General features: G+C 51.6%; 18 protein-coding genes. 10 read left to right on the top strand and 8 right to left on the bottom strand.

Annotated elements, in window-relative coordinates; translation table 11 throughout:
* Positions 1-113 precede the first annotated feature (113 nt).
* Together mttB and BLQ17_RS14925 are read right to left on the bottom strand one after the other, a co-directional pair.
* Positions 114-1,595, bottom strand: coding sequence for a [trimethylamine--corrinoid protein] Co-methyltransferase (mttB, locus tag BLQ17_RS14930; RefSeq protein WP_092224261.1), 1,482 nt, complete (start codon positions 1,593-1,595; stop codon positions 114-116).
* Positions 1,596-1,714: 119 nt separating this feature from the next.
* Positions 1,715-3,277 carry a BCCT family transporter gene (locus BLQ17_RS14925; protein ID WP_092224259.1) on the bottom strand — a complete coding sequence of 521 codons (1,563 nt, stop codon included), beginning with the start codon at positions 3,275-3,277 and terminating at the stop codon, positions 1,715-1,717.
* A gap of 807 nt (positions 3,278-4,084) precedes the next feature.
* On the opposite strand from BLQ17_RS14925, the gene BLQ17_RS14920 reads away from it, so the two are divergent.
* Positions 4,085-6,082 carry a sigma 54-interacting transcriptional regulator gene (locus BLQ17_RS14920; protein ID WP_176761255.1) on the top strand — a complete coding sequence of 666 codons (1,998 nt, stop codon included), beginning with the start codon at positions 4,085-4,087 and terminating at the stop codon, positions 6,080-6,082.
* Positions 6,083-6,360: 278 nt separating this feature from the next.
* Here the strand turns inward: BLQ17_RS14920 and BLQ17_RS14915 are convergent, their stop codons facing one another.
* Both BLQ17_RS14915 and BLQ17_RS14910 read right to left on the bottom strand, forming a co-directional pair.
* The gene (locus BLQ17_RS14915; protein ID WP_092224255.1) at positions 6,361-7,176 is read right to left on the bottom strand and encodes a nitroreductase family protein; all 816 of its coding nucleotides are present in this window, start codon (positions 7,174-7,176) and stop codon (positions 6,361-6,363) included.
* A 23-nt stretch (positions 7,177-7,199) separates the two neighbouring features.
* Positions 7,200-7,982: a SagB/ThcOx family dehydrogenase gene (locus BLQ17_RS14910; protein WP_218121812.1), complete on the bottom strand. Its 783-nt coding sequence runs from the start codon at positions 7,980-7,982 to the stop codon at positions 7,200-7,202.
* Between the two features lie 299 nt (positions 7,983-8,281).
* Between BLQ17_RS14910 and BLQ17_RS14905 the strand changes: the two genes are divergently transcribed.
* Entirely contained in the window at positions 8,282-8,605 is a 324-nt protein-coding gene (locus BLQ17_RS14905; RefSeq protein ID WP_218121811.1) for an MGMT family protein, read from the top strand.
* A gap of 128 nt (positions 8,606-8,733) precedes the next feature.
* Here BLQ17_RS14905 and rbr read toward each other — a convergent pair whose 3' ends face one another.
* On the bottom strand, positions 8,734-9,255 hold the full coding sequence (gene rbr, locus BLQ17_RS14900) for a rubrerythrin (protein ID WP_092224251.1): 522 nt from the start codon (positions 9,253-9,255) through the stop codon (positions 8,734-8,736).
* 529 nt (positions 9,256-9,784) lie between these two features.
* On the opposite strand from rbr, the gene fusA reads away from it, so the two are divergent.
* The 7 genes from fusA to BLQ17_RS14865 all read left to right on the top strand — a co-directional run bounded on the left by fusA (position 9,785) and on the right by BLQ17_RS14865 (position 18,874).
* Positions 9,785-11,869, top strand: coding sequence for an elongation factor G (fusA, locus tag BLQ17_RS14895; RefSeq protein WP_092224249.1), 2,085 nt, complete (start codon positions 9,785-9,787; stop codon positions 11,867-11,869).
* 106 nt (positions 11,870-11,975) lie between these two features.
* Positions 11,976-12,671, top strand: a complete 696-nt coding sequence (locus BLQ17_RS14890; RefSeq protein WP_092224247.1) for a hypothetical protein — start codon at positions 11,976-11,978, stop codon at positions 12,669-12,671.
* A gap of 116 nt (positions 12,672-12,787) precedes the next feature.
* Complete coding sequence (gene hisA / locus BLQ17_RS14885; protein WP_092224245.1) at positions 12,788-13,552, top strand: phosphoribosylformimino-5-aminoimidazole carboxamide ribotide isomerase; 765 nt, start codon at positions 12,788-12,790, stop codon at positions 13,550-13,552.
* Positions 13,553-13,870: 318 nt separating this feature from the next.
* On the top strand, positions 13,871-16,429 hold the full coding sequence (locus BLQ17_RS14880; RefSeq protein ID WP_092224333.1) for a molybdopterin-dependent oxidoreductase: 2,559 nt from the start codon (positions 13,871-13,873) through the stop codon (positions 16,427-16,429).
* 18 nt (positions 16,430-16,447) lie between these two features.
* The gene (locus tag BLQ17_RS14875; RefSeq protein WP_092224243.1) at positions 16,448-17,212 is read left to right on the top strand and encodes a 4Fe-4S dicluster domain-containing protein; all 765 of its coding nucleotides are present in this window, start codon (positions 16,448-16,450) and stop codon (positions 17,210-17,212) included.
* An 80-nt stretch (positions 17,213-17,292) separates the two neighbouring features.
* Entirely contained in the window at positions 17,293-17,931 is a 639-nt protein-coding gene (locus BLQ17_RS14870) for a TorD/DmsD family molecular chaperone (RefSeq protein ID WP_176761254.1), read from the top strand.
* Complete coding sequence (locus BLQ17_RS14865) at positions 17,921-18,874, top strand: NADH-quinone oxidoreductase subunit I (protein WP_092224239.1); 954 nt, start codon at positions 17,921-17,923, stop codon at positions 18,872-18,874. The genes BLQ17_RS14870 and BLQ17_RS14865 overlap by 11 nt, the downstream gene beginning before the upstream one ends.
* Positions 18,875-18,920: 46 nt before the next feature.
* On the opposite strand, the gene BLQ17_RS14860 is transcribed toward BLQ17_RS14865, so the two are convergent.
* Entirely contained in the window at positions 18,921-19,766 is an 846-nt protein-coding gene (locus BLQ17_RS14860) for a ribonuclease H-like domain-containing protein (protein WP_092224237.1), read from the bottom strand.
* 343 nt (positions 19,767-20,109) lie between these two features.
* Entirely contained in the window at positions 20,110-20,529 is a 420-nt protein-coding gene (arfB, locus tag BLQ17_RS14855) for an alternative ribosome rescue aminoacyl-tRNA hydrolase ArfB (protein WP_092224235.1), read from the bottom strand.
* A gap of 1,153 nt (positions 20,530-21,682) precedes the next feature.
* Between arfB and BLQ17_RS14850 the strand changes: the two genes are divergently transcribed.
* Positions 21,683-22,723, top strand: a complete 1,041-nt coding sequence (locus BLQ17_RS14850; protein ID WP_092224233.1) for an acyltransferase family protein — start codon at positions 21,683-21,685, stop codon at positions 22,721-22,723.
* Between the two features lie 352 nt (positions 22,724-23,075).
* Here BLQ17_RS14850 and BLQ17_RS14845 read toward each other — a convergent pair.
* A partial coding sequence (locus tag BLQ17_RS14845; RefSeq protein WP_092224231.1) for a sodium:solute symporter family transporter occupies positions 23,076-24,090 on the bottom strand: 1,015 nt, incomplete at its 5' end.

Below are 24,090 nucleotides of genomic sequence, written 5' to 3'. Positions count from 1 at the left end.
GGCAGTAAATTCTTTTTTATGATTATTTTCTTTGATCCGTTTCTCTTATTTTAGTGTAGGAGCCCGCCGACAAAAAAGCAAAAAGAAGCAGCTGCAGCAGGCTCCCGGGTGTGTTAGCCCTTGAGCTCGCGATCGTAGTCGTCGACAATTCGACGAATCTCGCTGGCTCTGGTTTCCTCCAAGGCAAATACCTCGTGCTTGGCTATAAGCTCCTTGGCTTTTTCGTAAGCCCTCTCACTGAGATCCTTGCCGCCGGTAGTCTTGAGCCAGTTGTCACGGTTGCGCCTATCGAACAGTTTCGCCTGCGACATAGAGCGGCACCGCTCAAATGTGTGTTTCTTGGTCATGTATTCTCCGCCGGGGCCCGCCTCATGGATGAGGTCAAGCACCATGTCGTCGTCCGACAGGCTGATCCCTTCCATGGTCTTGAGGATCCTTTCCCCCTGCTCGGCACCGGTTATCATGGCGGCGTAGTCGAAGGTGATAACAGAATCGATGGCGCCAAGGCCGAAGATCATGTTGGCGCCCGCAAGGGCCGCTGTTGTTGCGGTGAGGGAGAAATCGTAAGCCATCTGAGCGTCGGCTAGCTTACTGTCTGACGCACATCCCCCGACCAGGCAGGGTAGCTGGTAATATTGGGCAATCTTGGCCCACGCTGCACTCAGGATGGCCATTTCCGGTATCCCGACAGGAGAGGTGGAAAGGCGCAGGTCCATGATGGTAGAACATCCGCAGTAGGTAAATGGCGTCCCCTTTCTTGCCAGTTGGGAAAGGATAAGGGAGCTGAGCACTTCGGCATTGTGCTGCACAACGACACCGGCCAGTGAGGCTGGTGAAGATGCACCTGAAAGCGACATGGGGATCGAGGCGATGCCAACCCCGCCGCGGGCAGATTCAATGATCGATTCGCAACACTCCCTGACCATGGTCAGCGGACTGCTCGGGCAGACGAAGCCTGTTACGATCGGACGGTTCTGGAACTCTTTTTCCCCGCCTGCGGCAACCTTTGCAATCTCGATTATCTTTCTGGCGTTCCTGCCGCCGTTGAATCCGAGAAAACAGTGTTTGCTGGTGTTGTTGACCATTGCCTCATAGTTGTGAACCGACTGGGATTCGGGGAGCTGGTCCCCCGAACATGCCGCCCGTTCAACAATGGAGATCACGTCCATGCTGTCCTGGATCCTGGTGATGTCTGCCAGGTCCTGTTTGGTGGTCGGTCTTATCTGTCTGGTCTCAAGGTCAATGATTTTAACATGTTCACCGAAACCGGCGGTAAATGAGGTGCGGTTGCCGTCGGTCATGTAGTCGTCTTCGGGGCGTCTGCCGTAGTAGATTCCCGTTCTCGGGGCGGAGCGGATTGCATCTTCGGTCAGGTAATCTGGAATCTTGACAATTCCGTAACCGTTGTACCTGGTGACCTGGGCTCCTGCTCCGTCAAAAAGTTCCAGAGCTTCCTCCGACTCTATCTTGACTCCGGTACGCCGCAACACCTGCAGGGTTGCCGTGTGGATTGCCTCAAGCTCCTGATCGGTAAAAAGCTGTAACCCGACTCCGGTAAATTCATTGAAACCCGCTCTTAAATGCCTTCTTGCCATTGTCTTCTCCAAAAACTTCTAACTATGCGTAAAAATATTATCAGGTGGCCTTGTTACCCTGCGCTGCTTTAGCAAGCAGAGCCTTTGGGGGGTGCGGCCACCTGTTGAAGGAACTCCGGTCAGAGTTCGTCCCTTGCTGCCATTCGCAGCATTTTAACAATCGATATCATATAGGCGATCACCACAAAGAAGAATGGAGCGCCGGCAACTATCGCCATGGCTTTGAGCGCGTTGAGCTTGCCGGTTGCAAGCAGGAGCATCGCGGCTCCACCAAGGAGGCAGCCCCAGAGTATCCTCATGGAAATTTTGGGGTCCGGGTTCCCTTTGGAGACCTGCATGGAGATAAAGTAGGATGCGGAGTCGCTAGTGGTTACCCCGAACACTACCACGCTGAAGAACACCAGTACGCCGAGCAGGCCGCCCATGGGAAATTGCTCGAGCAGGACGTAAAGGGCGCTGCCCAGGTTCTGCTGAACGTTGTCCCACATCGGTGCTGCCTTGGTAACCTCAAGATACGCGGAGTTTCCGCCCCAGATAACGAACAGGGCCATGGTCATAAGAACCGGGACCAGGGTGGTTCCGAGGATGTATTCGCGGATGGTGCGCCCTTTGGAGATCCTGGCGATGAAGCCGCTGCAGAACGGAATGTAGCTTACCCACCAGAGCCAGTAGAAAATAACCCACCAGTTGAGCCAGCTGCGTTGCTGGTACTGGCCGTCGGCAAAATTGCCGGCGTCTGACCAGAACGACATGCTCACGATACTGCTGATGTATTCCCCGAGAGTCTGGGTGAAAAGGCTGAGCAGGTAGGTGGTGGGGCCGGTCAGCAGCAGCCAGATAAGCATTCCCAGGCCAAGGTAGATGTTGATAAGGCTCAGTATCCGTATTCCTCTTTTGACACCACTCACTGCCGACAACGTAAATGCGGCGATGATCATCAGCATGGCGACGAAGGTACCCGCGGAACCGAGTTCGACCCCGGTAATATGCTTAATTCCGTATGCAATGGATAGTATACCAAAGCCAAGGGAAGCACCGTTGCCGCCCAGGGTGGAGATAACCCCAAGCACGTCGGTCAGTTTGCCCCAGAATCCGGTCTGGGACTTGTCCTTTAAGATTCCGTACAACCCGATGCCCAGATTCATCGGTTTACCAAGTCGGTAGGCAGGGAACGCGATGGCAAGACCGCCCACGGCAAAAAGGGCCCAGCCGTGGATGCCCCAGTCAAATACGGTTAAGAGCATTGCCTTGGGAATACCCGCAGGGGTGCCTGCCGTTCCGGCATCGACGGTGTATGAAGATTGAAAAAGGTGGTAAAGAGGTTCTGCCGCACACCAGGTAAGGGTAGAGAGTCCGAATCCTGCACTGAACATCATTGCTACCCAGGCGATAAAGCTGAACTCCGGACGATCGTCGTCCTTGCCCAGCCTCATGTCTCCGTACTTGCTCATTCCGACCCATAGCGCAAAAAAGAGAACTGCGGTTACGCCAATGAGAAATCCGGAGCTGAAGTTGAAAATCAGCCATTGGTTGATCGAGTCAAAGATTTTCTGGGTACCTTTGGAGTCGACCAGGATAGATGTAAGAATGATCGCCAGCAATCCGATTACCGGATAGAGAATTTTTTCGTCATAGTCGCCAAGGATTTTCTTGAGACCAGACAAATTTTCTGTGTCTTTCATTTCCTGCACTGTTTCCTCCCCGTTTTAATGTGGTTTTTGGTTTAACTGCATTTCAACTGGTGAAGCTTGTTTGCCTTTTAGTAATCAATAATTGTGCCAGATAAAAGAAATGAAAATAATTGAAGTCGAAACGGGAGGTTGCTGTTGTGTGGAAATCTGTTGCCCGTTGTTGGAAAAGAATTTACGAGTCGAAAACGACCCGAAAAATATAAAAAGTGCAAAAAATCGAATAGTTGCAGAGAGGCGATATCGACTCTTGTTGTTTGTTTTTGAAAAATGCATTAAAACAGCAGTATAGCTGTTGTGGCGAGGTGATATCGACTCAACAGACAGGGTCTGTGTTGTTGGGTGGCGGCGATGCGGTTGTGTTCGGCTTGATAGAGGGGGGGTGAGAATTGCAGCCATTGCCGGCAGAACTCTTTTGCGTTTTGTTATCCTCCTGTTTTTTGCATGAGATTGTGCAGGGGGCGGCACAGATGGATCTTTGCAGAATATGTGCCAGGGTGAGTCTGCGATTCGCGGCATAACAGGTTGTGTTGCCATGGGGCTGGTGGCAACTTTGCAATATCGGACTGTCTTGAGTCGAAAGTGATGATTTTTTTTTAAAGACATGATAGAACAATAAGATAATGAGAGTCGGAGTCGATTCGCCGATGGCTTGTTGTTTTTGTCTAGTATAAACAGTGTCTTGTGGTTGGTTTTGAGTCGATTTCGGTTTGTTCCGGGTTGCGGTGCTCTCTATAATAATATCAACAGAATGGGTGAATGATGGGCGTGTCATTGCGGGAAAATCATATAGACACGAATATGGTGCTGAAACAGAAAGTGAAAAGCCTGGTGGCCGACAACAAGGTGCTGCGCGACGAGCTTGGAAAACTGAAACTGCGCCTTGAAATCTCCGGATCCAAGCCGGCCCTTGCTAAGCTGACACTTGAGCAGTTGCCCATTGGGGTTCTGATCTGGGGGAGTGTCAGCGGAGAAATCCTCAAGGCCAACCTGGAGATGGAAAAGATAATCGGGCTTTCAGCGGAACAGCTTGTTGGTCAGAATTATTTTAATCTTTACGGCAGCGATAAGGGCTGGGCGTGTTATCAGGACGATAACCATCTGTGGCTGCTCAATGATCTGCCTTCCTTTCGCTCTTCGGCGCAGGTGAAAATCTCAAGAAATGTTGAGTTGCTTCTGCGAAGGCGGGACGGTACCGAATTGTGGGTGCTGGTTTCCACCTCGCCGATAAAGGACGAACACGGCAGGATTTATGCCATCTGTTCCATAATGCAGAATATCGATAAGCATAAGCGTGCGGAAGATAAGGTGAGAAAGAATGAAGAGCGGCTCAACTATGCGTTAAACGCTTCGGACGAAGGATTGTGGGATTTTGATTATTTCAAGGACGAAGGGTATCTCAGCCCGCGATATTTCAAAATGCTCGGATATAGGGATAACGCATTTTCCGGGACCCAGGCGAGCTGGGTGCAGCTGCTGCACCCCGACGACAGGAAAAAGGCGGTCCAGAGTTTCCGCGACGTGGTTGAAAAACGCAAAGACAGTTATCGCTCTACCTACAGGCTTCGGACCAAAAGCGGTGATTACCGGTGGATTCTGTCTCGCGCGGTAGTGGTCAACAGGGACGAGAATAATAAGTTTGTACGGGTTGTCGGTACCCACCTCGACATAACAGAAATGCGCAAGATGGAAGAGGCGCTGCTGGAGGCAAACAGAAAGCTTGAAGCCCAGGTAAGGAACAAGACAGAGGCGCTGAACGAATCGCTTTCGCTGAGCAAACGGATGAGGGCCGAGCTTACCGAGTTGAACCTTCTGAAGACCAAGGGGAGGAATTTTGTCGCCCACAGTCCGGAGATGGAGCAGCTGCTTCTCACCGCAATAAAGCTCTCGAGAAGAAATGTTTCCAATATCCTGATAACCGGTGATTCGGGCACGGGGAAAAGCCGCATCGCCAAATTTATTCATGAAATAAGCGGCGGCAGTAATAGGCCTTTTGTCCAGATCAACTGTGCCGCGTTGCCTGAAAGTCTGCTTGAGGCCGAGTTGTTCGGCTATGAAAAGGGCGCGTTCACGGGTGCCAAGGATGAAGGCAAGGCGGGACTGTTTGAGCTTGCCCAGGGGGGAACCATGTTTCTTGATGAGATCGGTGAGATGCCGGTTACCGTCCAGGCCAAGCTGCTCAAATGTCTTGATGAAAAAGAGATAATGCACCTGGGGGGCGTGCGGCCGATCAGGATAGAATGTATGGTGGTGGCCGCTACAAACGCCGTTCTTCATGATCTGATCGAGAAGAAGAGGTTTCGCCGGGATCTGTTCTTCCGGCTTAATACCTTCCCGATAAAACTTCCTTCACTCAAGGAGAGGCCTGAAGATATACTCCCGCTGATAAATCATTTCCTGACGAGGTACAATAAACAGTACGGTCTCAACCGGAAAATATCGTCAAAAGGGTACAAGATTCTTCAGCATTATGATTTTCCGGGAAATGTCAGGGAATTGAGAAATCTTGTCAATAAGGTGGTCGTTCTCAGTGAAGATGATTTGCTCGATGAAATGATTGTTCACGAATTACAGACCGCACCGCGCCCGGATAACAACATGCAGGGTGTCACCGATGAAAGTGAGTACGATTTTGAGGAGCAGGTGGCTCTGTTTGAGATAAGATTGCTTTCCGACGCCATCAAGAAACACAAGTCCACAAGGATGGTGGCTTCAGCGCTCAACATGAGTCAGTCGGCGGTGATGCGCAGGGTGAAAAAACATGGATTGTCAAGGTTGCTGGAGCAGCAGAAAAAATAGCCGGGGCCCGGCGGTGGCGACCATTTGGCGACAGCGCGGCTGCGGCGCCCGGAACCGCTGGTGGAAAACGGTTCCGGACTCGACAACGTGCTGGTGAACCCTGAACCCCGGTGAGGAGGTCGGTCATGCGCACGCTGTCTCTCTTGTGGTTGATCTGCTGCGTAGAGATTAACGGCGAAAGCGGATAAAACCGCCGCTTGACTGGTGGTTGCGTTTTGGTGCAACAGTATTTGTGGTGTCTTGGCGCTATTGTCCCGATCGAGGTTCGCTTCAATTCGCTATTTCCAGGTGATGACCGGTGGTTTTCTCTCGGGAAGCCGATAGTAACGGTGCTTGTTGTAGCCGACCATCAGCGGATAGTGAAAAGGGTAGTCTTCAGAAATTCCCATAGCCTGCTTGACGGCGGGCCAGTTGAGCATGGCGCCCTGGAGAATCCCTGCCCAGCAGGTTCCAAGGCCGAAAGCTGGGGCCACCAGGTCGAGATATGTGAGGCTTATGGTGGTGTCTATCTGACCGATTCTCGCGCTCTTGTCCGCCATGGCAACAATCACCACCGGGGCGTCCCTGAGAACGCTGTCCTGGCCGTTTTCCCATCCTTTGATAAGTCTTGGCATGTAAGGCGGAGTGTTTTCGGGGGATTCCCTGACGAGGTGGCGCATCCAGTCGACGGTAAGTTCCGAGAGTTCTCTTAATTGGTGGCGGTCGCTGAAGACCGCCCATTCAACCGGCTGCATATTGGAGCCGCTGGGGGCGTAGGCTGCAACTTGTATCAGGTTCTCGATAACGTCCGGGGCTACCGGCCTGTTTTTGAATTTTCTGACTGATCTTCGCGAGCGTAGAAACTGGACGGCCTGTTCGCTGTCAATAACCTTTTCCTTTGCGATTGGCGGGCAGTTCTTGAGGGAGACGGTCTCGTGGTCGAGGGCTCCCCTGGGGCAGACCGCCACGCAATGGCCGCAGTGGATGCAACAGTCCCGGGCTTCATCTTTTATCTCGGGAAGACCGGTGTCCTCTGTCATTGTTATGATTGATGCCGGACACTCATCGACACACAAGCTGTCTTTGTTGCATAATTCGGGATTAATACTCAGCATGGGGCGCTCCTGATAAAGTTGTTTTATGATTGGTTGTGTTCTTCATTGTTTACGGTTTTGCCAACGGGGGCGAGATATACGGTGAACTGGTCCTCGCCGTCAACGCCCAGCAGCCTGTCCATGGCCTGCTGGTCGTAGGCGGCGATGGCACATGTTCCGACCCCGATTGATTCGGCCGCCAGGTAGAGGTTCTGGCACACGTGACCGGCATCGATGAGTATCACTCGGTGCGCAGCCTCCCGGTATCGCCATTCCATCCGGTAGGGGATGGTGGTCCAGACGAATACGGCCGCCGCCCTGGCAACGAAACTCTGGCCTAAAACCGCAGCTGACAAGGTGCTCTCTATGGTCTCGTCGGTCTTGTAGTGCAGAGCCAGTTCATTGGAAAGGGGAAGGAATCTGTAGAGACCCGGCGTCACACTGTTGACCCGGTTTATAAACAGGAAGGTCTCGAAGCTGTGGCGTGCGCCTGCCGATGGAACCGTCCTGAAATGCGGTGTTTTCTTCTCCGGCTGTCGCTGTCCCTGGGTTGCCCAGAGCAGAAAGGAGAGTTGTTCGAGGGTCAGAGGGGTCTCGCTGAAATTACGTCTTGATCTGCGCCTGGCTATAGCCTCGCTCACCGGGGTTTTTGCTCCAAGAGGTAGAAAAGATAGCGGGTCGGCAAGAGCTATGCGAACCTGGTCAGAACGTGTTGGTTGCTCCATGGGCGGCATCGGCACGCCTCGGCTCTGGTCGCTTGTGCGAAAATCTATTTTCAGCCTGATCGTGTCTTTTAAAAATTCGCGTAACATTTCAATGCTGTTCATGGCTGCCCCCTCAAATGTGGGTTTTGAACGGTTGCGGGATGACGAAACAGGAGTTGCTGTATGGAGAATACCTCTGTACAGAGAGGATACCTTAGCATAGCTTGGGCCGAAGCGCCACCGTCGTTCAAGCGGTCACGATAACAAAGATAGTGTTGGGGGGGAGCGATCCGGCAGCTGTCAAAGACTTTCTGTAGAGTGTTCCGGCGGTTGTAAAGAGTTGTCTTTGGCTATATGTTGTCTCTTGAGGGCATCGGTGGTTGGGGTGAGTTCAATTCTCTATTGAGTGGTTGAGGAGCCTGGTGTTAAAGGATTCGTTTGTGATGAAGGTGGTGGATATAGTAGGCAGAATCCCGTATGGAATGGTCGCCACCTACGGTGATATTGCCTGCTGTGCCGGAAACCGCAATGGGGCCAGGCAGGTGGGGCGCATTCTCCATGCGTGCGCGGATAAGTATAATCTCCCCTGGCACAGGGTGGTGAACAGGCAGGGACGTGTTTCTGCCAGGCGCTGCGGCGATGGTGATCAGGATCAGCGACACCTCCTGATGGGTGAAGGGATTGTTTTTGATTGCAGCGGCAGGATCGATTTTTCATCCCGGCTGTGGATCCCGGTGGAGAGGTGAGGTGTGCGGGTCAGGGGAAGGGGTCGTGATAGTATAAAAAAAGATTGCCTACATGTTCCGCGGGAAAAAAGGCAAGAAGCGAATGGCTGTCGGCGGTGCCGGCGCACCAGGCGCCGGCATCGGTCGGATTAGATATCCATATTCGCGGGCTCGTAATATTCCTTGGGGTGTTTGCAGCTGGGGCACTTGGGCGGCGGCTCAGTGCCGGTGTGGGTGTAGCCGCACAGGGAACATTTCCACTTTATCGGTTCTTCTCTGGTGAAAACGGTTCCATTTTGCACCATCTCAAGCAGCTTTTGATATCTGTCGCGATGGGCCGCTTCGATCTTGGCAATCTGGGTGAACAGCATCGCCGCGTCCATGTTTCCCTCTTCCTCCGCTTCTTTGGCAAAGGTCGGGTACATCGAGGTGGTTTCGTAGTTCTCGCCGTTTATTGCTTCTTTGAGGTTGGCTACGGTGTCGCCTAACGCACCCATCATCTTGAAATGATCGTTGGCGTGACGCTGCTCGTTTTCGGCGGTTTCCTCAAACAGTTTGGCAATATAGTGGTAACCTTCGCTGCGTGCCACCTTGGCAAAGAAAGTATACATGTTGCGTGCCTGGGACTCACCGGCAAATGCAGCCTTGAGGTTTTCCATTGTTTTGCTCATCTGTTCCTCCTTGTTGTGTTGTTGTGTGTGTATTGTTGTGTGGATATCGTTACTTGACTCGTTTGCTGAGAGCGATAAATATTGTCACCCAATAATGGTTCCTATTTACAATAACCGTGACATCCTGTCAAATGTTTTTTGTCGAACCGCACCATGTTGATACAGGGCGTGCTGGATCGTCTGCTGCTCAGATTAAGGTTATACCGGTGAAGAGCGGTAGAAAAGAGTAAAACCGGGCGAAGTATAAAAAACAACCATGGGTAAAATTAATTCTGGACAAAAACGTTTATTGGATGTAATAAAAGAGGTTATCATAAATGTATGAGGCCTGTCGGGCTCCCCGACGCACAGGCTGCGGTATTGCACTTGGCAGGAAAACGACCCGCTTTTCCCAAGTCTTTACCATCATGAAAGTCAGTTGAGTAAGGAGTTACAGAAGGCTGTAGCTCCTTACTTTTTTATTTTCACCGCAGGTGATAAAGTTAGGCCGGAATGAAGCCGGTTGGCAAAGTTGTAGAGGACAGCAGCCATGAATAAGGATTTATCGAAAGTAAGAAATATAGGTATAAGTGCCCATATCGATTCGGGAAAGACGACTTTGACGGAGCGTATCCTTTTTTACACAAAGAGGATTCACGCTATTCATGAGGTTCGTGGCAAAGACGGTGTTGGTGCAAAAATGGACTCCATGGAGCTCGAAAAAGAACGTGGCATCACCATTCAGTCGGCGGCGACCTACTGCAACTGGAAAGGCAACGATATCAACATCATCGACACTCCCGGTCACGTTGACTTCACCGTTGAGGTAGAGCGTGCCCTGAGGGTTCTCGATGGTGCAGTTCTGGTTCTCTGTTCGGTAGGAGGGGTACAGTCCCAGTCCATTACGGTCAACAGGCAGATGACCCGCTACAATGTTCCACGCCTGGCATTCATCAATAAGTGCGACCGGACCGGTGCCAACCCTGCCAAGGTGACCCAGCAGCTTCGGGATAAGCTCGATCTCAACGCCCACATGATGCAGATGCCGATCGGCCTTGAAAATGACCTCGCCGGAATGGTCGACCTGGTAACCATGAAAGCCATCTACTTCGATGGGGAAGCAGGAGACATCATCCGTGAAGAGGAGATCCCCGCTGCCCTTCTTGAAGAGGCAACCGAAAAGCGGGAAGCGCTGCTCGAGGAAATTTCCATGTTCTCCGATGAGCTGATGGAAGCCCTGCTGGAAGGGGGAGATATCGATAACGGTCTTGTCTACGATGCGGTACGCAAAGGAACCCTGGCGCTTGAGTTTACTCCGGTGTTTATGGGGTCAGCCTACAAGAATAAGGGGGTGCAGCTGCTTCTTGACGCGGTAAACCAGTACCTGCCCTGTCCAACGGACGTAACCAACATGGCCCTTGATCTCAGCAATGATGAAAAGGAATTTGAGGTGAGCAACAACCCGGATGATCCGCTGATTATGCTCGCTTTTAAACTTGAGGATGGACGTTACGGTCAGCTGACCTACATCCGTACCTACCAGGGTCGGCTGGCAAAAGGAGACACGGTCTACAACAGCCGTACCGGTAAGAAAGTGAAGATCGGCCGGCTCTGCCGGATGCACAGTAATGAAATGGAGGAGATCGAGTCGTGCGGATCGGGTGATATCGTCGCCCTGTTCGGCATCGACTGCGCTTCCGGCGACACATTCACTTCCGAAGGGATCTCCTGTTCCATGACTTCAATGCATGTTCCGGCGCCGGTTATCTCCCTTGCGGTAATTCCTGCCGACAACAAGGCTCAGGTGAACATGTCCAAGGCTCTGAACCGCTTCACCAAGGAAGACCCGACCTTCAAGACATTTGTCGACCATGAAACCGGTGAGACGATCATTTCCGGGATGGGCGAGCTGCATCTTGAGGTTTATATCGAACGCATGAAGCGTGAATATAACGCGCTGGTGGAAGTCGGAGCGCCCCAGGTCGCCTACCGGGAGACCATTTCTCAACGCGCCGACTTTAACTACACCCACAAGAAACAGACCGGTGGTTCCGGGCAGTTCGGTCGGGTTGCCGGATATCTGGAGCCGATCGAGGAAGGCGATTACGAATTTGTCGACAATATCGTGGGCGGCGTAATTCCCAGGGAGTTCATCAGCTCCTGCGACAAAGGTTTTCAAAAGTCTCTGGAGAAGGGATCGCTGTGCGGCTCGCCGATTACCGGTGTTCGGTGCGTCATCAACGATGGTGCGTACCATGCAGTCGACTCCTCTGACGTTGCCTTCCAGTTGGCGGCTATCGGTGCGTTCAAGGAAGGGTACCTCAAGGCGAAACCGATAATTATGGAACCGATTATGAAGGTTGCTGTAGAGGGGCCGTCTGAATTCCAGGGTGCGATAATGGGATCGATCAACCAGCGCCGCGGCATGATCATTGGTAGTACCGAAGAAGGAAGTTACTCGGTGATCGAGGCAGAGGTACCGCTTTCAGAGATGTTCGGATACTCCACGACCCTGCGGTCGCTGACCCAGGGCAAGGCCGAATTCACCATGGAATTTGCAACTTTCAAAGCGGTTCCCAAAGGTGTGAGCGAAGAGCTTGTCAAAGCATATCAGGACGAAAGGAAGAAAGGTTGATATTAAGCTCGACAAAGGCTAAAACTACGCAGAAGAAAATTCCTCTTCACGGGGGATGATCGTCGAACAGATGGTCAAACAAGCAATATAAAAGAGGTGAACTGCCATGGAAAACGATATGGTTGTGAATAATCCACTCCGGGCGCTTGGCCTGGACGAAAAGGCAGGTGATGGGGCGCAACCCACGATGGGACTGGTGATGGCTCGGGCCGGACTCGGTAAAACCGCCATACTTGTTCAATTTGCCCTGGACTGCATGCTGCTTGGCAACAAGGTGCTTCATGTGTCCATCGGCGAGGGCATAGACAAAACCCGCACCTGGTATGATGATATTCTCGCGCTGCTGACGGCAGGAGAACGAATGGATGATATTCCGGGTGCCATGCAGAACCGGATGATCATGACTTTCAAGGAGAGCTCCTTTTCCAAGGCTCTTCTGGAAGAGCGGCTTGACGATCTTGTTCAGCAGAACATTTATCGTCCGGAGTGCCTTATCATCGATGGCTACGACTTTGAAAAAAATACCAAGGAATCCCTTGAGGAGTTCAGAAACTTCATGCACGAGCGGGGCTTGAAGATGATCTGGTTCTCCGCGGTAAGCCATCGGGGAGACGACCGCAAAAGCGTTGACGGGGTGCCCGCGCCCTGCCACGAAGTAGACAGCCTGTTTGAGACCGTACTCCTCATTAGCCCTGAAGAAGACGCGATGAAACTCAATATCGTCAAGTGCGATACCTGTTCAATCGATCCCGGTTCGACGCTCATGCTCGATCCGTCGACGATGCTGATCAGAAAAGGATAAGTGTGTCCTTGACAGGCAACCAACAGACCGGTTGATACCATTGCAACGGGAAAGCGGGATGCTGACAGAGCATTCCGCTTTTTTTTGTTATTGGTTCTTGCCAGATAGAAAAAACTATGAAATTCAGACCCTGTATCGATCTTCATGACGGTGTGGTGAAGCAGATTGTCGGTTCCACCTTGAGCGATAGCGTCCCGCAGAGAATTACCACCAATTTTATCGCCGAAAAGCCCCCGGCATGGTTTGCAGGTCTCTACAGGGATGACAATCTCACCGGCGGCCATATCATAAAGCTTGGTGTCGGCAACGACCGGGCGGCCCTAGAGGCCCTGGGTGCATGGCCCGGCGGTATGCAGCTCGGCGGCGGAGTAACGGCTGAAAACGCAGCCTACTGGATCGACAACGGTGCTTCCCATGTTATCGTGACGTCCTATGTGTTTCGCGACGGGAAGGTGGATATGGATCGCCTGGCCGAGCTGGTCAGGTCTGTTGGCAGCGAGCGGTTGGTGCTCGACCTGAGCTGTCGGAAAAAAGGCGACAGTTATTATATAGTCACCGACCGGTGGCAGAAGTTCACCAAGGTCAGGATTACCCCTGAAATCCTTAGGAGTCTCGGCAAGTTCTGCGCGGAATTTCTCATTCATGCAGCGGACGTTGAGGGCAAGTGCAGTGGTATAGAAGCCGACATCGTTGCACTGCTCGGAGAGTCAAGCCCCGTTCCCGCTACCTATGCGGGCGGGATAAGCGGTTTTGACGATCTCGAGCTGATCCGGGACAAGGGTGAAGGAAAAATAGATTTTACCGTCGGCAGTGCGCTTGATATATTCGGCGGAACCCTCCTTTGTTACCGCGATACCGTAGAATTCTGCAAAAATTTGTAGCCGATTTTCACCCCCTTGGTGGAGCACACCGTACGGTAAATCCCCCTTCCCTTGACTTGTCACAAAGATCCCCTCTATACTACTCTGTATATATGGCGGTGTGGCCAAGACACAGTTAACTGATATCGCCTCTTGATATCTTTCACATGGCTTGGCCATCCGCCAGGATAGATGCAGGACGATGCCAGAAATTGGATGACAGCCTTCACAAAATAGTTAGAGCGGTGCGGGACCATGTTTTTCGTCGTCCGGTGGTACTTTGTGAAGTGGCCTGGTCTTTTGGCGATAATGCTGGTGAAAAGGTATTGGGAGGGGGGTATGAAAATCAAGCGGAGGGATTTTCTTAAACTGTCGGCAATTGCCGGAGCGACTGCAGCCGTTGGCGGATGCGCTCGTTCGGCTGTTGAACTGAACGCGCTTTCTGCGACCAAAAAGAGTAATGTTGTAATCGGGGAAGCACCTGGCGAGTGGAAGGCGACCACATGTCAGGGGTGTACCACCTGGTGTCCGACGGAAGTATTTGTGCAGGACGGCAGGGCGGTAAAAGTTAAAGGAAACAGATATTCAAAGCAGAATGACGGCAAGGTCTGCCCCAGAGGTCATCTGTCTTTGCAGCAGGTGTACGATCCAGACCGGCTCAAGGTGCCGATGAAGCGCACTAACCCCAATAAGGGAAAGGGCCAAGATCCGGGATTCGTGCCGATCAGCTGGGATGAGGCTCTTAGCACCATCGCCGACAAAATGATGGCATTACGCCATGATAAGGAGCCGGAGAAGTTCTGTCTTATGCGCGGACGTTACACCTACATGCGCGACCTGATTTACGACGTGGTGCCCAAAACGTTCGGGTCTCCCAATAACATATCTCACAGTTCCACCTGCGCTGAAGGTGAGAAATTCGGATCGTTTTTTACCGAGGGGTACTGGGATTATCGGGATTACGATCTCGACAATTCCAGGTACATTCTTATCTGGGGGTGTGACCCGGTGGCCAGCAATCGGATGGTGCCCGCGACCATCAAGCGGCTGGGCGAGGCCCTTGACCGGGCGACTGTGGCCGTGGTGGATCCAAGACTTACAACCAGCGGTGCCAAGGGCCACGAGTGGCTCCCCCTTATCCCCGGAACCGATGGGGCGGTCGCTCTGGGTATAGCCCACACAATTCTTACGGAAGGGTTGTGGAATCGCGAGTTTGTCGGGGATTTCAAGGATGGCGTCAACCGGTTCGTTCCCGGGCGAAAGGTGACGGAGGAAGAATTCGAGGAAGTCCACACCTACGGGGTTGTCAAATGGTGGAACATAGCCGTAGCCGATATGAGCGCATCAAAAGCCGCATCTGTCAGCGGCGTACCGGCGGAGCAGATTGTGCGGGTGGCCCGGGGGCTGGCAGCGGCTGCACCCCACGTTGCGGTCTGGATGGGGCCAGGGGCAGCAATGCAGGCGCGCGGCGGGTACTCCGCCATGGCGGTTCATGCCCTGGCAGGTCTTCTCGGCGCGGTCGACAATGAAGGAGGCTCCCTGCAGAGTGCAAAGATTCCGGTGAACAAGCTCAACGGCGATATTCTCAAGAAATATCAGGATGAGCTGGCCAAAAAGCATAGTCACATGGAAAAAATCGACCAGCGGGGCAGGCTTGAGCTGCCGGCGCTTAAAAGCGGCAAATCAGGGGGTGGGGTGGCCACCAACAATGCGGTGACAGGGATGCTGAACAACGACCCGTACGAAATAAAGGTCCTGATCGGGTATATGAACAATTTCCCATTCTCATGCAACGGAACCGACAAGTGGGAAAAGGCTCTCGGCAAGGTTCCCTTCACTGTACATCTGACCACCAACGCTTCAGAATTCACCATGTTCGCCGACATTGTCATCCCCTGCGCGGTGACCAAGTACGAAAAGTGGGGCTTTGTCAAAACCAAGGCCAACCGCTACGCCGCATGTACGCTGGTGCAGCCGGTGATCGAGCCGGTCTGGGATGTTATCCAGGATGAGACGGAGTTTCCCTATCTACTGGCCGAAAAGTTGAAGGATCGGGGGTTTGCCAATATGTATGACTGTCTGGTCGAGATGTTCTGTGATCCGGAAACCGGGGCAAAAGCGAAAAACTCCAAGGAACTTTCGCTCTATGCCCTGAAGTATTACACAAAACCGCTCTGGGACGGCAAAAAGGATACCCATGGGGACAAGATCAACGGCTGGGCGGAGATGGTCGCACGGGGCATGTGGAACTCTGCTCCCTATGAATACAAATCTCACTGGGGAAAGTTCAAGACTGAAACCGCTAAATTTGAGTTCTACAGTGAAACGCTGAAAAAAGCGCTGCACAAGCATGCCAAGCGTCACCACGTGTCGGTGGATGAGGTGATGACAGCGGTCAACTATACCGCCCGGGGTGAACTCGCCTTCGTCCCCCACCATGAACCGCCCATGCGCCATGGCGCTGAAAGCGAATTCCCGTTTGTCTTCATTGACTACAAATCTCGCCTCAATCGCGAGGGGCGCAGCCAGAATTGTCCCTGGTATTACGAGTTCAAGCATGTCGATCCGGGAGATGTGGGTGGGCAGGACACCCTGCGCATCAATCCGGTGGACGCAAACAAAATCGGCATCAAAGACGGAGACAGAGTGTGGGTGACATCGGTGGCGGCAAGCGGGGAATGTATTGCCAGGGTGTGGGAAGGAGTCCGGCCCGGTACGGTGAGCAAAGCCTACGGACAGGGACACTGGGCCTATGGGCGCACGGCAACTGCAGATTTTGGCCGCAGTGCTACCCGGGGCGTAAACAACAATACAATCATTCCATGGGAACTGGAAAGACTTTCCGGCTCAAATGCTCGAAACGGCGGCCATGCAGCGGTACGTATCGAGAAGATCTAGCGATGAGGAGGAGGAAAAATGACGCAATATGGAATGATAATCGATCTGCGTAAGTGTGTTGGCTGCGGCGCCTGTGCGCTCGCATGCAAAACCGAAAACAATACTGCCTTGAGGAGAAACGGCCAGACCCACAACTGGGCGGATTTCATTCATGAAACCACTGGAACCTTTCCCGATACCAAGTTCCGCACTCTTCCGGTGCTGTGTAATCATTGCAGCAACGCGCCGTGTGTGGCCGCATGTCCCGTGGAGCCCAAGGCGATGTACAAAACCGCCGACGGTATAACCATGCATAACGATGACCGGTGTATAGGGTGCCGAGCATGTCAGGATGCTTGCCCGTACAGTATGGATGACGTATCAACAGACGGCGCATCGCGGGAATATAGTGTTATCAGTTACAACGACGAGGGGGAGCCCGCACATCCGTTTTTCAGTGACAAGACCGAGCTGATAAAAAGATGTTCCGGATCGCCAGCCGAGCTTTGTTCTTTGGCCGGAGCCGTTCCTCCCCACAGAACCGACTATCAGCATCCAGATTATAAAAATGTACGGCGGGACAATATTGTCGAAAAATGCATTCTTTGCGACCACCGGCTCAAAGTCGGCGAGCTGCCGGCCTGTGTCGAGGCATGCCCCTCCGGCGCCCGTATCTTTGGAGATCTTGACGATGGTAAAAGTGAAGCGGCCATGCTTTTGCAAAAACATGGTGGCTTTGTCCTGAAAAAAGAGAAGGGAACCAAGCCTAACGTACACTATATAAGGAATTACTCGGCAAGATAAGAAGCAGTATCATGGTGCGGCGCGCCCGGTCTCCCTGGTGTGCCGCATGTTTCCCTGTTGACGCCAACCAACCTGGTCATATGGAATCCTCAAGAGAAGTGGTCTGCCGCAGCAACAGTTTCAAACTGTTGGGTGCATGTTTTTATGAACCGGATAAAGAGATCTTTATTGAAGAACGGGTATGCGCCAACCTGGCATCTCAGCTTCGAGACGTCTGTCCGGAAGCGGCGGCCTGCGCAGAGAAGATGGAAGCTGAGCTGGAGCGTGAAACGCAACAGCGGCTCAGGGTCGATTATGCGGCACTGTTTGTCGGTCCGTTTGCGCTCATCGCCCCCCCCTACGGTTCGGTCTATCTTGAACAAAATCGCAGGGTGATGGGAGACTCGACCCAGATGGTGAAGCGCTATTACCAGGACGCGGGACTTACGGTTGAAATGAAGGAGCCGCCTGACCATATCGCAATTGAATTTGAGTTTATGTACTTTCTCTTAGCCAAAGAGATCACCGCCCGCGCTGAAGACTTGACCGGGAAAACCACCTGTCTTCGTCAGCTGCAGTCAAACTTTTTCAACAGCGCCATGCCGTGGATTCCTGAGTTTACCGCCAGGCTCCAGGCAGGAGCTGCCACCGACTATTACCGGGAGCTGGCGAAATGCACGAGCAACTTCTACGATGGCTGTTGCAAATTCTATGCAACTGACACGGCGCATGGAATCTGACGAAAATCTGGTGGACGGCCAGTGGCGAAAAATCGTACCCAACCTTGCGCATTGTCTCAGGAGACGTCTGAACAGCTGTGACTGCCGCCTGTGCGTAGATGGGTGTCTTTTTCGGGCGCTGTCGGTGGTGACGGGCGGGGTTGAGTTAGACTGTGGCGAGTGCACGCTTTGCGGCAGATGTGCAGCAATTTGTCCAGCAGGAGTTTTTACCTTTGCCGGGTGTGATATCGAGCAGCAACTGCTTGACTGGAGCGTGGATGAAAATCCGCTTGTTTCCTGTTACTGCGGCAATAGACCTGGCGGAAGGTACGGCGTGGACGAAACCGGTCTCCCGTGTCTTGGTGCACTTTCACCGGAAGCGGTTGTGTTCCTTTTCCTGAAAAAAGGAGCTCTCATCTCTTATGATTTTACCGGATGTTCCTGCTGCATAAATCAGCGACCGGTTACACGTTTTTTCCGGGCCCTGGAAAATACCGCAAAACTTCTCGGCCCGCACATAGGTGCCCGATTTACGGTGATAACAGATGAAAAACAGCTGTCTGATGAGATAGCAAGAGGCAGGAGGTCCTTTCTACGAAGTCTTGGTCGTGATGTGGTCCGTTTGATGAAAAAAGAGCGCCATACCACCTGCCGGAACCATGACGAAGGAAGGCGGCTGCCGGCTAAAACCAGGTTACTGCGGGACGCTCTTTTGTCGGCAGCCGTCGAAAAGAAGAAGGAGCTGACGGCAAAATGTTTACCGACCATAACAGTAGAGAAGTGGTGTACACTTTGCCCGCGCTGCACCGGCATGTGCCCCACCGGGGCGGTAAGGCTGGTGAAAGATGAACACAAAAAGAAACTGATGGTAGATCCCTACCTCTGTACCAGTTGTTTTCTCTGTGAAAAATTTTGCCCGGAAAATGCCATTATCATCACGCCGGCGCAACTGTTGACCGGATAATCTGCTGAACAATAACCGGGACTGGAAAGAATATCCTGCAGCGGAGTTACCACCCACGGTTTTGCGCCGAGGTACGTTTGAGCAGGGCGATAATGTCATTGTCGGCAACGTATGGATTTGGCGGGGATGGCGGACAGGTAAGGGCAAGATCTGCACCAAACGGCGTCATCTGAACGTTTCTGTTGTACGCTTCAACCGCAAGCCGCTCAAGGTTCACGGTGTCCTCGATGTTGTAGGCCAAAAGCGTGTCGAGCACCCTCCGGTCATTATTCCTCAGATATTCGCGCCACAGCAGTACCGCAAAATAGCCGTCAACCCCGGCAAGATTGCCCCTGTTCATCCCGACCATTTTTTCACATCCCTTAAGGCCGCCTTTAAACCCCAGCTTGGCCAGAACATACCGCAGGTCGATCTGGGCATGATCCAGGCTGATTCGGAAATAATTTTCAATAAATGGAATGTCGAAACTTTTCCCGTTATAGCTGACGATAACTGAATAGTTATAGATATCGTCGACGAACCGGTCAAGGTTGATGCCGTTTACGTAGGTGAAGACCGTGTTACCGTCATAGAGGGCGATAGTCGTTATCTCTGCAGCTTCGTCGAGTCCGGTTGTCTCTATATCGAGGTAGGCGGTGCTGTTGCGAAATAAAGAGAAGATCCGCCAGCTTTCCGAGCTTGCAAGCCGGGAAGTGAAGAATGACGGGTTGTTGCGGTCAAGGGCTGTCAACGACTGGTCGAGGATTATGGCGGCATCGTGCCTGGTACTGGCGGGGACTTTTACCGGCACAGGATCCTTCCATTTGTGCCAATCGGTGACCCCGCAGTTCCATAATTTTTTTTCGGTGGCAAAGCCGATCCCTGGTATATGGCAAAAGGTGTGGCGCAGCATTGGTCCTTATCTCAAACGGTTGCTTTCAGGAGTACAAAGGGAGGTGGTTGGCCGCCCCGAATGGATGAACGAGTTGTCTGGAAGAGCAGTAACAAAAGACATAAAAGTATCCGTTGAGGGTTGTTTGCTTCAAGAGAAGATCTGTACACAGAGCCTGTTTTGTCAGGATGTGTCGGCACCATTGTGGTAGATCAACAGCGTGTCAGCCTGGTTTTTTGCTGCAAATTCAAGGAATTTTCATGTTCTGGCCAGACAACACGGCGCTGGAGCCGCATCCTTACCAGCGTTTATGACATAATGCAATGTATAACTGCACCAGGTCATCAAACGACTTGTGGCCGCATCAGATCTCCGATTTTATTTTCCCCCGGAGTGACTTTATTTTTCCACGCTTCACTTTACTGTCCACTCTGCGTTGGCGGGAACCAAAGGTTGGCTTGGTTGGTTTGCGAGATTTTCTGGTATACCCTGCCTTGTTGATGATATCTTTGAGTCGTTGGATTGCATCTTCCTTGTTTTTTTCGAGTGTGCGGTATTTCTGGGCCTTGATGACGATTACCCCGTCATTGGTAATTCTTTGATCGGAGAGGTGAAGCAGGCTGGTTTTATAGCGTTGGGGAAGACTGGAGTTGCCGATATCAAAGCGTAGCTGAACGGCCGAGGAAACCTTATTTACATTCTGTCCTCCTGCTCCCTGGGCGCGGATGGGGGTAAAGGTATATTCTGAGTCGGTAAGCTTTATGGTTTTGGTAACAACTATCACTGCATTTACTTATTTTGAATTATTTAGAAGACTATTGCGGTCGACAGGGCGATGGCCAGGTGACGATCTTGTGATTGTTGCAAAGCCCTGCCTCTATTGATAATGCATCAGGTTGATTTTTCAATGTTTAATAATAAAAAATACCGGAATCTATGATTGTTGCTGTGAGTAGAGGCGGGAAAATCCAGGGTGTTGAAGGTCAAGATACGGACGACTTTATCAGGAGCCTGAAGAGAAATCTCTACAGGTTCCGGAGAAAAAGCTCATCAGAAAGAGTTTGTTCCCCCAGCCAGTGAAGCTGGTGAAGATTTCCAAGGATTCATGAAAAGCAAGAACCCTCGGAACAGCAACAATTGTCACAGACCGTGGTGCACGGTTGACGTCAGAGATATTGGCAAAACGAGAATGACAGACAAAACCATTCTTAAATTGAGTGTGAAATAACCCCGGCTTTTCTTGTTTACGCGTATGTCCGGCGGCTTTTTTCGATAGGTCTTGTTCCGTTTATATCTCGTGACCGATATTTTCCCCTGAATTCATTGTCACTTTTAACTCTATATACGCGGCTTGATGTTCTGCGGAGGTCATATCAGGATCATGGCACAGATGGATTGTTCAGGCGTAAAATTTGCCAGACTTTTTTGTATTGTTCCATAACGTGTTGAAAATATGGAACCTATGTAAGCAGATACTAAAGACAGGGACAGGATACGCACAATAATAGCTCAATCGATGACAGCGTCAACCTCCGGTCAGTAACCTCCGAAGAGCATTGAGGTACAGTCTAAAAGCCCTGATAAAAAAGGGTGGGTAGTTCGTTGGTAGATGTGAAGTATTTACGAGAAATATTAAGCCAGAGATTTCAAAATAGTTCTGGTATATATTGACTCCGGAATTGTTTTTTGGACGTGCCTGCAGTACAGAGGATTCAAAGGGAGATTGAAGTGAGCCAGGGTCCCCGGTTCACTCGATTTGCCAAAGCGGCTTTGTTATTGCCGCATTGAGGCAGTGGTGTTTTTATGTGTTTGGCACAAAGAGCGGTATGAGGGGGCGGCAGTCTCATTTACGGACTCTGCGAGGGGCTTAGGAACAACCCCGGTTACTCGATCGCTCATTTGCACAGTACCGGGCTGTAACAACAAAGGATTTTCTCATGAACAATAGAGACTTGTGGGTCGATTACAGTAAAGCGATTGGCATAGTTTTAGTCGTTTATGGACATGTGGCGCATGGGATCTGCAAGGCAGGTTTGCCGGTAGACATGAAGAGCTATCTGCTGATCGACAGTGTCATTTATGCTTTTCATATTCCTCTGTTCTTCTTTTTGTCAGGTCTGTATTTTTTTAGGTCTCTAGAAAAATATGGTTCTGTAGGACTGTTGGTCAATAAGATTGACGCCATTATTTATCCCTATCTGGTCTGGTCGATTCTGCAGGGAAGCGTGGAAGTTGTTTTTTCTAAGCTCACACATCACCCTGTGACATTTTCTGACGTTTTTTCATCCATGTTATGGGGGACCAAGACTCATCTCTGGTTTTTATATGCACTGTTTTTTATTTTTTTTCTTGCGATATTGCTCTATCGAAAAAGAAGTAAGCCCTATTGTTTTATTGTATTGTCTATAGCCTGCGTCGTTTTTGTTCATCAGGATTATCTGCCGAAGACAATTTTTCTGAAATACATTTTCAGCTATTTTGTTTTCTTTGCGTTAGGTGTATTTTGTAAGGAGTTCAGAAATATTATCGAGGCCCACCTGTACAGGTGGACGATTTTGTCTTTTGTGTTTTTTCTTTCCTATCAATATATTTATCATAATATTCTGCATCTGACATACACTGATATCGGAATCCCACTGCTGGTGCTATCGGTTATATCTATCCTCTTTATAATAAGCTTTTCGTCACTGATCTGCCGGAAACCATCGAAAATAATTTTGCTGATTGGGTCAAACTCAATGACTATTTATCTTATGCACGTTCTCTCGTATTCCGGGGCCAGGATCGTACTCTGCAATTTGTTTAAGATAAGAAACTTTTCGGTACATGTTGTCGTGGGTACCTTGGCCGGCGTCATTGCACCTCTTGTCGCAGTGTATCTGTTTAGATTACTGAGAATTAATTTTTTGTATATTATGCCTCGTTTACTATCAGCAGAAGTTTTTTATAAAAAAATCAGTCATGCCAAGTTGCCATGACACGATTTCCCGACCGGTACACATCGGGGTCTCTCTCGACCATGAAAAACGCAGATGGAGCTGCAGTGATATTGCGAAAGGAACTGACTGTAGCCGGGCTAAGATAGAATCAGGCGCGTTGCGTTGCTGAAGATTTGCACTGTGCGCAAATCTTCAGCGGGTAGTTTTCCCCGGCGTCGGCGGAATCTGGTGGTGGTCCGGCACAGTATGATGCCCAGGTGTATGGCTATTTTACCGGGAAAAAGCGCTTGGTTATGGGGAAGGGGTGGACTATCCCATGTTCCGCAAGGGTGCAATCGACGTCATCTCGATGCGACCATGCGCAACATGGGACCACAACATGGGAAACAGCTTATTGCAATGCGGCGTTGTAAGGCACCGAATAGAGATAGTAGACCCCGATAATGGTCAGTATGCCGAGTCCCGCGATGACTTTGGCAAGGGTCATGGTACGGCTGACCTCAACCGCGCTGCTCTCACCTGCCGGCCGGATATGGAGCTTTTCCCGGAACTGCCGTTCGGCATCGCTCACCTGGGTAAGGGCTGATCCGACTATGATACAGAGGACGCTGAAGCCCGCGCCGATGATTGGCGGACGCAGATAGACGGGGAAATCAACGCCGCCATATTTCTTCAACGTTTCGCCGAGTGCCACGGCAATAAAGCCGCCTATTATGCCCCACAGGGCCCCTGTGGCGGTAATTCGCTTGGACCAGACACTGGCAAATGCTACCGGTCCCCAGGACGCTGCGAACAGGGTTGCCGCAAAATAGCCGATCCACATAACCGCCGGCGGCTGGAAATAGGTTATGCCCAAGGTAGCCAACCCGACAAAAGCCATGGTGATTCGGCTGACCCGCAGCACCTTCTCACTGTCTCCGCTCTCATGAATCAGGTCCCGGGACACGGAAAAGCCGACGAGGGAGAGGAAGGTGGAACACGAAGAGAGGGCTGCCGCCATGATGCCGCCCAGCATGATGACCCCCATCCAGGTCGGCAGTACGTTGAACGCTGCCCAGATGTAGGCTTTCTCGGAAGGAGCGATATCGGGTTTGATCAGGTTGATGGCCGCGGCGGAAAAATGGAGTACAACATAGAGCAGCAGAACACAGGTCGGTGCTATCAGGGCGGCCCGCAGGGTCACGTGTTCATTTTTCGCCATCAGGTACCGGCTCGCCTGCCACGGGCTCACCGCGACCACGGCCGACCAGACGAACCCCAGCACTACCGCCCAGACCAGGGCCGCGGTCTTGGTGGACCAGAAGGCGTTTGCGCCGGTCATGCCGTGCCAGGCGATAATATCCGGTTTTAACTCAAAGGTCGCGAGCCGGGTAATGGCTTGATCCCATCCGCCAACCGACGACATG

It is taken from the genome of Desulforhopalus singaporensis, assembly GCF_900104445.1.
Classification (GTDB): Bacteria; Desulfobacterota; Desulfobulbia; order Desulfobulbales; family Desulfocapsaceae; genus Desulforhopalus_A; species Desulforhopalus_A singaporensis.
This window is presented reverse-complemented; position numbering and strand designations above follow the sequence as displayed.